We start from the raw sequence: 9,623 nt of genomic DNA on the forward strand, positions 1-9,623 counted from the left end.
CGGGAAGCTCCGAAGAGCGACCGCTGTCTTGGTCGATTGGATATGGCGCAGGTTTCGGAGCCATCCCTCGACCGCTTTTTATCCCCTTAAAAGGGGAGGCGCATACCCACGATTTTTCGGTAAGAGTTTCAGTTTTTTTATCTACTTTTTGATTGATCGCAACCTATTTAAGATTGCTATATTATGTCCGGATAATTAGTGATAAAAAACTTTATCCCTTCTAATCTTTTCTCCCCTACTCCCCCACTCCCTACTCCCTTACTGCACGCCCTCAATAGGCGCAAAACCTTGCCGTTGTACATTCTCAGTTATCGTGCGTGGTTCCAGAAATTGCAGTAGATAATCAGGTCCTCCAGCTTTCGATCCAACACCAGACAACTTAAACCCACCAAATGGCTGCCGGGAAACGATCGCCCCTGTAATTCCACGATTAATATACAAATTCCCCACTTCAAACTCTGCTTTTGCCTGTTCAATATGAGAAGGAGTACGAGAATACAACCCACCAGTCAAAGCAAAATTTGTACCATTAGCAATTTCCAATGCCTCTGAAAAACTTTGTGCTTTCATCACCGCCAACACCGGACCAAATATTTCCTCCTGAGCAATAGTTGCTGTGGGTGAAACATCCTTAAATACCACAGGGCCAACAAAATAACCATCATCTGGCGCTGCCATCTCCAGGGCAACTTCAGCCTCCTGCTTGCCTTGCTCAATATATTCCTTAATTCGTTTTTGTGCCTTAGCATCAATCACCGGGCCTACTTGTGTACTTGGTTTCTCCGCATCTCCAATATTGAGCGATCGCGTAGCCTCCACCAAACGATTCACAAAAGTTTCATAAATTGGAGCCAAAACCACAACCCGGGAACAAGCAGAACATTTTTGTCCACTGTAACCAAAAGCAGAATACACCACACCAGCAACTGCTTGATCTAAATCTGCACTCTCATCAACAATAATCGCATTCTTACCACCCATCTCAGCAATAACCCGCTTCAGATGTTTTTGCCCAGGGCGTAAAATTGCCGCTTCTGCATAAATTTGACAACCGACTTCTTGAGAACCAGTAAAAGTAATACTATTAACATCTGGATGTTTCACCATAAAATCACCCACTGTCGAACCTTTTCCTGGCACAAATTGGAATACTCCCTTGGGAAAACCAGCTTCTACTAATATTTCAGCTATTTTGGAAGCAATAACTGATGAAACTTCTGCTGGTTTCAACAAAGTACAGTTTCCAGTCACCAAAGATGAAACAGTCATTCCTGTAGGAATAGCTAGAGGAAAATTCCAAGGCGAAATCACCAAAGAAATACCACGAGGTTGATAATAATAACGGTCAGTTTCTCCAGCCACATCATATTTATAACCTTGGTCTAACCTTTCCATTTCATCAGCATAGTAGCGACAAAAATCAATTGCCTCAGAAACTTCCGCATTACATTGGTTGAGGGGTTTCCCAACTTCTAATACCATCCACCCTGAAAGTTCATGACGGCGTTTTTCCATTAAGTCCGCTGCTTTTCGCAATATCCCCGCTCGCTCTGTAACAGGTGTTTTCCGCCAACTAGGAAATGCTGCTTTAGCTGCTTGAATTGCCTGCTCTGCTTGCTCTACAGATATTAAACCAATTTTCCCGACTATCTCTTTCGGGTTTGATGGGTTAACGGAATCTACTATTTGCTCAGTCTGTATGTATTCGCCGTCGATCAGTGGGAGATATGTTTTGCCTAACTCTAGTCGTACTTGAGCAATAGCATTATAAGCTTGTTGTCGTTGAGCAGCATCAGCATAGTCGCTATCAGCAGCATTAGGAAAAACAGGTTTAACAATATCGTGAATTGTTGTTTTGCCGTTAGTAGTGGGAGGCGCTAACAATTCTTCAACGGGAACATTTTCTGAACTTTGTCTGAGGAATGAACTGTTTGCTGTATTTTCCAGGAGGCGACGAATTAAATATGCCATTCCTGGTAGTAGGTCGCCGTAGGGACAGTAAACTCGGATGCGATAACCTTTGTCCACTAATGCTTTGGCGATTTGGTCGCCCATACCGTAGAGAACTTGCATCTCGAAGCAACGTCGAGGTACTTTTAATTCTTTGGCAATGGCGATCGCTCTGGCCTGAGAACGAACATTATGACTACCGATAGCTGAATAGATATATTGATGATTTTCCAACATCATCTGAGTCAGCTGTTCAAAATTGGCATCAGTTTCTGGTTTATCATTGAAAACTGGTTGTGGCCAGTCGTGTTGTAAAGCTGTGATGCTTTCTTGGTCCCAATATGCACCTTTCACCAGTCGAACAGTAACAGGATAACCCCGGAGTTTTGCCCAGTCAATGATACCTTGCAAGTCTTTTCCGCTATCCCGTAGATATGCTTGAATAGTAACGCCGATGTCGGTGCGCTTGCAGAATTCTTCTTCCATCAACAGTTCTTTGAGAATGGCTATAGTCAGGTCTTTGTAGCTATATTGTTCCATGTCAAAGTGAACTGCTACACCTAGTTCTTTGGCACGTCGGAGTAGGTTACGGATGCGTCCGCTCACCCGTTCCTGACTGCCCCTAGCATCTAGGGGGTCAAACTGGGAATAAAATGCTGTAAGTTTTACTGATACCTGCACTCGTGGTAGTTGTTCGCCATCTGCTTCGTCTATCTGAGGTACTGATGACCAGTTTTTAGCAGCTTGTGTTAGTTGGGTTATCAGTTCTAGATAACGGTCTAAATAGGATTGTGCTTCAGTTTCAGTAATTACTGCTTCTCCTAGTAAGTCTACGGTAAAGCACATTTTTTCTTTCCGTAGTTTTTCTAGAGTTTTGATTATCTGCTTGATGTTTTCCCCGGCAATATATTTATGGGCAAGGGTTTCCACTGCTGGTGCAACGGTGGTAGCTGCCAGTTGACCGGGAACTGAGTCTGGGTTGGCAAAGTTGAGGAGTTTTTTGAGAGCTTCTGGCAATTCAACTTCTTCAGTAGTTAGGTATTCTTGAAGGTGAGCAGCTATTTCTGGTTTACTGTGTAACGCTGGCAAACAGTCAATAAAGCGAAATAGTTGTACTCGCAAACCAGGGTTTGCCATTGCCCAGTCTAGAAGTTTATCATCCCACCGCATTTGATTTTGCAGTTGGCCTAACCAGGAACGGTTTTTTTCTTGAGTTGCTGCCAAGAGTTGTTTTGCTATTTCTTGGGTTTGAGTTTCATAGTTGCTATTAGGTATTTGTGCGACCATTTTTTTGACAAAGTGTGGTAAATCAATTGGGATTATGTATCGGATTAGTTTAGGTCTCAGAGGATATCTGAAAAGTTTTTTGATACTGAATTTTGCCCCCCTAACCCCCCAACTTTGGGGGGAACAAAAGTCAATTTGCTTGCTCTAGTCCGCCTTTATTAATCCCCCTCCTGTCCCCCTTTTTTATCCCCCTCCCGTCCCCCTTGGAAAGGGGGAGGCCAGATGTTGCTCCGCTTTTTGTTGAATGGGGGAAGCCAGAGGATGCTTCGCTTTTCAAGGATGGGAGGCCAGATGTTGCTCCGCTTTTTGTTGAATGGGGGATGCGCGGGGGCGAGCGATGTAGTAAATGGGACTTCTCAGACAACCTCTCAAGCACTAATTTTTTTTAAAGTTAGTGTTTGTCCAAACTTATTTCCGTTACTTTATATTTATCTAAATATTATCACTTAATCTAACAATATATTTTGTATCGGATTAGTTTAGGTCTCAAGCACTAATTTTTTTTGAAATTAGTGTTTGTCCAAGCCTATTTTGGTTACTTTATATTGATCTAATAATCTGACAATATATTTTGTAATATTTTGTAGGAAAAGTTTAAAGAAAGCACTATCATTTGAAATTATTAGACATCTCCTCCAAAAGAGGGAGTAGGCAGTAGGTAGTAGGAGGAAATAATTGATAATTTATGTGTGATAATTGATTTTATTTTTTATTATTGGAGATGTCGATTAGACCTCTAGTGAAAATTACACATATAGATAATTTTTTGTGTCTTTTTCATAAATTTTCTTCCCTGTTGCCTGTTGCCTGTTGCCTGTTGCCTGTTGCCTACTTCTACAAAAATTCTATTCTTTTTCCCAGAGTTTTATTGTAATAACCTACGAATTTTTCCATAACTGATGTAAGATTTACCATCAGCAGATTCTCGTACTTCATCAACCACATATAACACCCCTTCAGCCCGAATATTGCGGGGAAAGCGAATATTAAAATCGGGATTATATCCATCGGAAACGACTCTTGCTCTGAGCTTACTTTTTTCTTTAATACACTGAATTAAAACCCCATCACCTACAGTATCAACAGTTTCCAAATCTTCCCATCCACCTGTTGCTTTAGCTGCTGCCAACTTTTGAGATTTACCCTTTTCAGTAGTTACTGCTTTTTCCTTACCGGGTTCAACCAAGCGACGGATCTTGCCAGTAGCACGGTAAAAACTACCATTAGCTGAAAGTTGAATCTCATCTACAACATAAGTAACTCCTTCTTGACGAATTCCACGGGGGAACTGAACATTAAATTCGGAATTATACCCTTCTGAAATTATACGCACTCGTAGTTTTCCACCTTCTCGAAAACATTTGACTAAAATACCGCCCTCAGCAGTAGAAACTGCTTCCAAACTATCTGCATTTCCAGCAGTAGAACCTCGTAATTTCAAATCATCGCGACTCCGGTTCAGAGTTTGATATGATTGGTCGCGCATTTCTTTGCGACTGGCACTATCTAGTTTGCGGTTTTCGATGCGTTGAGCGTAATATTCTAATTGGGCAATTTCCTCAGCTACTTCAAATATTTCATTTAATAATTTGCTCTTAAGTTCGTCTACCTGAGAACGTAATACTTCCGCAGCTTCTTTGTACTGTCCTCGATCTGCCATAGCGATCGCTTCATTTTTCAGGCGAGCTATTCTCAGTTGACTGGTCTGTTCGAGTACCGACATATCTGCTTCAGTGCGACTTGCTTCTTCAGCGGAACCCACTGTTATTGTAATGGGAATTTGTTCTGATACCTGTTGAATTTTGTCATCAGTAGTAGTTTGATACTGGTACTCTATAGTAGCAATAGTTAAGGGACCGGGATTTTTTTGCGGAGGAATTGATAGTTGTAGAGCTAACTGTTTCGCTTCAATTTGATAAACATCGCCTAATAAAATTTCCGATGCTTTTCCCTGAGTAGTTGACTGATACCTATTCAACACTTCAGAAATCTGCACTGACGCTTCTGGACGTATGGTTACTGCGAGATTTTCTGCTACAACAGAAGTCAAACTTTCCAACTCAATGCGGAAAACATCAACTGCGTCATCTGGAGATTGAATGAAATAAAAATTTCCGCCAGCAGCATCTGCTATATCGATGAGTAAGTCTTCATTAAAGTTAGTTCCAAAGCCCAAAGTTGTCGTGATAATTCCCTGTTCAGCTTGTTGTTTGGCAGTTTTTGTTAAAGCTTGAGGGTTGGTAGTTCCTCTGTTAGCTTTACCATCAGTCAGCAGGAGGACACGATTCAGTCGCTCCTCAGTTTGTTGAGATTTAACGCATTCGCAACCCATCAACCAACCACCACTCAGGTTCGTACAACCTCCTGCTCTAATTCGATTTATTTGAGTAGAAATTTTGGCTTTGTCTACTGCTTTCTGTGGGGGTAATATCGTTTCTGCGCTGTCATCATAGATAACAACAGAGACAATATCGTCAGGGTTAAGGGACTCAACCAACTTTTGAGCAGCTTTAATTGCATAACGTAGAGGTTGACCTGCCATTGAACCAGAGCGATCAATAACTAAGCTCAAGTTTAGCGAACGACGGTTAGATGCTTGGACTTGCTCTTCGGCGTTGAAATTGAGAATTAAGTCGAGTGTTGTTTCAGTATCAATAGCAATTAGAGAGTGGGAAAGAGAATAATTTGCTTTCATCAGTTTTTACCTCTTTGAAACTAGGGTTCTATAGAATTGTATTTTTTTGTTTTTGTATTGTGTTATATGATGTCCGGATAAGAGCGTGATGAAAAAACTTATTATGAGTGTTCAACAGTAAATCTTTCTATTTTCCCTACTCCCCTACTCCCCTACTCCCCCGCTCCCCTACTATCTTAATTATAAGTATTCAACCGGACATGATATTAATTGTGATGACGATTAAAACGACTATTATTACGGAGCTTTTCTACAATATGAGGAGGAGCTTTAACAGGGTTCCCCATATCAAAAGGAGGTTTTGGATCATATTCTATAGCTAATTGGATTCGTTGAGCTTCTTCTTTCCCGAAAATCTTAACAACTAAATCTAGTGCCAAATCTATACCGGAGGAGACTCCAGCACCGGTTACTATTTTTCCATCCCAAACTACCCGTTCTGATACAGGATGTGAACCCAAATACTTCAGTTCTTCCATTGCTAACCAATGGGTGGTAGCAGATTTTCCTTTGATAGCTCCCGCTTTAGCTAGGAGAAGAACACCTGTACATACTCCAGCCGTCCAGTTTGACTGAGCCGACTTTTTGGCTATGAAATCAATAAGTTCATTGTCTTCCATTGCTGAAGTTTGACCAGGCCCTCCAGGAACAACGAGAATGTCAAGATTGGGACAAGAGCTGAAGGATACATCCGGTAGAATTTTCAGCCCGCCGTTCGACTCTACAGGTGCAGTTGTTTTGCTAATAATGTAACAGTCTGTATTTGCTCGAACCAAAATCTCATGGGGACCAATCAAATCCATCCCAGTAAATTTTGGAAAAATGACAAATCCAACTTTTAGTGTTTCAGAATTCACAGGCAACTCCTTGTCTATTATTATAACTTGGCTTTTTAAGCAGTTTATGGGCATACCATTGTATAGAACCCCTAAACGGATCTATTAAGCATCTCCTCCACGCATAGGGAGTAGGTCGTAGGGACGTTGCATGCAACGTCCCTACAGAGTAGGGGGAAAGAATTGATGAATAACAGTGCAATAAAAGAGCATGATTTTTGATTGTTGGAGATATCTATCTATCTATTGTAATTAAATTAGGATTTACGCATATACGCTATATATAGCGCTCAAAACTATTGTCCAACAGTTACTTTACTCTATGAATAGTGCCTTTGCGTAAGTCCTGTAAATATCAATATCCTCACTTCTTGGCCTAAAAACCCAACATTAGCTAATATTCCAAATGGCTTCTATAAAACCCATGAGGGCATCATCGAGTATTTGCCTTTGCTTCTATTAGACATCTCAAGAAAAGAGGGAACAGGGAACAGAGAAGAATAATTGATAATTTATGGATAAGAATTGATTTTATTTTTGATTTTTACCAGATGTCTATTAACCATGTACGACTTCTCAAATTTTTATGCGAGTATTGGAAAACTGACAAATATTTGGCAAAAGTAAAGTAGATAAGAACTACACAAGTCAATTTAGAGGTGGAATCAAAATGCAATTATCACAACGTCTAGCTCCCCTAAGCTTTAATGTATTTGCCGATATGGACCGGGCAAAAGCATTGGCAAAAGCATCAGGGCAAGATTTGATAGATTTGTCTCTGGGGTCTTCTGACTTACCAGCGCCTTCCCACGCTCTAGAAGCGATCGCTCAATCTTTATCAGACTCTACTACTCATGGTTATTCGCTATTTTCTAGCACTCAAGCTTTTCGGCAGGCAGCAGCTAAGTGGTATACCGATAAATTTGACATTCCAGTAGACCCAGAAACTGAAGTTTTACCTCTAATTGGTTCCCAAGAAGGTACGGCTCATTTACCCTTGGCTATACTTAATCCTGGTGATTTTGCTTTACTACAAGACCCTTGTTATCCTTCTCATAGTGGTGGGGTATTTTTAGCAGGGGGTCAAGTTTACCCAATGCCTCTATTAGCAGAAAATGGATTTTTGCCTGTTTTGGCAGATATACCTCAAGCTATTTTATCTCAGGCAAAAATGATGGTTTTGAGTTATCCTCATAATCCAACAACAGCGATCGCTCCTTTATCTTTTCTCCAAGAAACTGTTGCTTTTTGCCAAAAACATAACTTAGTCTTAGTTCACGATGCTCCTTATCTAGACTTTGTTTTTAATACCTTTTCTCAAGCACCCGAAAAACAATCTATCGCTCCTTCTATTTTTCAAGCAGACCCAGAAAAAAGTGTTTCTATAGAATTTTTTACTATGTCTAAATCTTATAGTATGGGTGGTTTTCGAGTAGGTTACGCCATTGGTAATGCTGAATTAATTCAAGCTTTGCGACAAGTAAAGGCTTGTATTGATTTTAACCAGTATCAGGGCATTCTCAATGGAGCGATCGCTGCTTTAACTGGCCCTCAAGAGGTAGTTAGACAAACTGTGGACATTTTTCGCCAACGTCGGGATGTGTTTGTTGGGGCATTGCATCAAATTGGTTGGCCTGTGCCTACTCCATCGGCCACTATGTATGTTTGGGCAAAGTTGCCGGAAATATGGGCCAATAACTCAGTGGGATTCTGTGTGGACTTAGTGAAAAATACAGGGGTAGCAGTGGCCCCAGGAGCTGGTTTTGGCAAGGCTGGAGAAGGATATGTGAGATTTGCCTTGGTGCATAAGTCTGATATTTTGTCAAGGGCTGTGGAGAAGATCTCAGTGTTTTTGCAGAAATAATATTTTGTGCTGCTGTTAACGCAACTATTGCGTTAAATTAGATTAAAAGTTAGTTATAGTAAGTATTTCCTCAGAATATTCTGAGGAAATACTGGTTTTAATTTTTAAGTTTTTTGAAATGGGAAAAAATTATTATGTGGGAAAAAATGATTATTTATAGAAGTAATTAATTGATTATATGGAGTCTCATTATTTGTATTGATAATGATTTCAGTAGAAATGCATAAGTGTTTTCTAGTAGTTTTTTTGAATACTAAACTTCACGAAAATTTCACATAAAAATCGCCGATAAATATAGACATTCGGTGATAAAAGTGCTTATAATCAGTTTAAGCTAAAAGAAAAAACTTAAATTACTGGTAAACAAGAGAAAACATAACTAAAGGTGCATTGTTACACAAATAAACTAAACAAGAATCATCAGCTTAAGTGATTTGAAACACACATAAAATCTTGTTACTTATGCTTTGATAAACATAATAGATAAATTTCTATTTCACCAGTCAATATATATTTTTCAATCTAGCTAACTATTACAACACACACATAAAGTTAAGGAAACAAAAATTATGACAGGATTAGTAAAGAAATTTTTAGCAAGTGCTTCCGTTGTAGCTGGTATGAGTGCAGTATTTGGTGCTCCAGCATTGGCTGCTGGATTTACTGTGACAGGTACAGCAGGTACCGAATATTTCCTTTATGAACAGGTAGGTAATCAAACAGTAAGAAATGACAGTGCTGATTTAAACACTGTTCTACAAGGAAACAGCTCCTCACCAGGGGGTAACATTGAGTTGGGGATTTTAGATGATGGTACTAACCCAATTGTTGAACTGAGTTATGAAAATAGTGATGGTGATACTGCTATATTCAGAAATATGACTGATAGTGATTGGGGTGCAGTACAGATAAATGGTAGTACTGTTGCTGAAAACTGGTTTTCTGGAGTTTGGGCGCAAGCTAATAAGGAAGTAGCTTATGATTTTCTTGC

5 protein-coding genes are annotated in these 9,623 nt (G+C 40.0%); 2 read left to right on the forward strand and 3 right to left on the reverse strand.

Annotated features, from left to right (window positions below; all coding sequences use genetic code 11):
• Positions 1–258 precede the first annotated feature (258 nt).
• The 3 genes from pruA to AC3DU7_RS16220 all read right to left on the reverse strand — a co-directional run bounded on the left by pruA (position 259) and on the right by AC3DU7_RS16220 (position 6,789).
• The gene (gene pruA, locus AC3DU7_RS16210) at positions 259–3,237 is read right to left on the reverse strand and encodes an L-glutamate gamma-semialdehyde dehydrogenase (protein WP_488040361.1); all 2,979 of its coding nucleotides are present in this window, start codon (positions 3,235–3,237) and stop codon (positions 259–261) included.
• An 865-nt stretch (positions 3,238–4,102) separates the two neighbouring features.
• Positions 4,103–5,932, reverse strand: coding sequence for a vWA domain-containing protein (locus AC3DU7_RS16215; RefSeq protein WP_488040362.1), 1,830 nt, complete (start codon positions 5,930–5,932; stop codon positions 4,103–4,105).
• 206 nt (positions 5,933–6,138) lie between these two features.
• Positions 6,139–6,789, reverse strand: coding sequence for a DJ-1/PfpI family protein (locus AC3DU7_RS16220; RefSeq protein ID WP_488040363.1), 651 nt, complete (start codon positions 6,787–6,789; stop codon positions 6,139–6,141).
• Positions 6,790–7,438: 649 nt separating this feature from the next.
• Between AC3DU7_RS16220 and AC3DU7_RS16225 the strand changes: the two genes are divergently transcribed.
• Entirely contained in the window at positions 7,439–8,632 is a 1,194-nt protein-coding gene (locus AC3DU7_RS16225; protein WP_488040364.1) for an LL-diaminopimelate aminotransferase, read from the forward strand.
• Positions 8,633–9,201: 569 nt separating this feature from the next.
• On the forward strand, positions 9,202–9,623 hold a 422-nt coding region (locus AC3DU7_RS16230), incomplete at its 3' end, for an NF038130 family PEP-CTERM protein (RefSeq protein ID WP_488040365.1).

The organism is Okeania sp. (genome assembly GCF_983059655.1).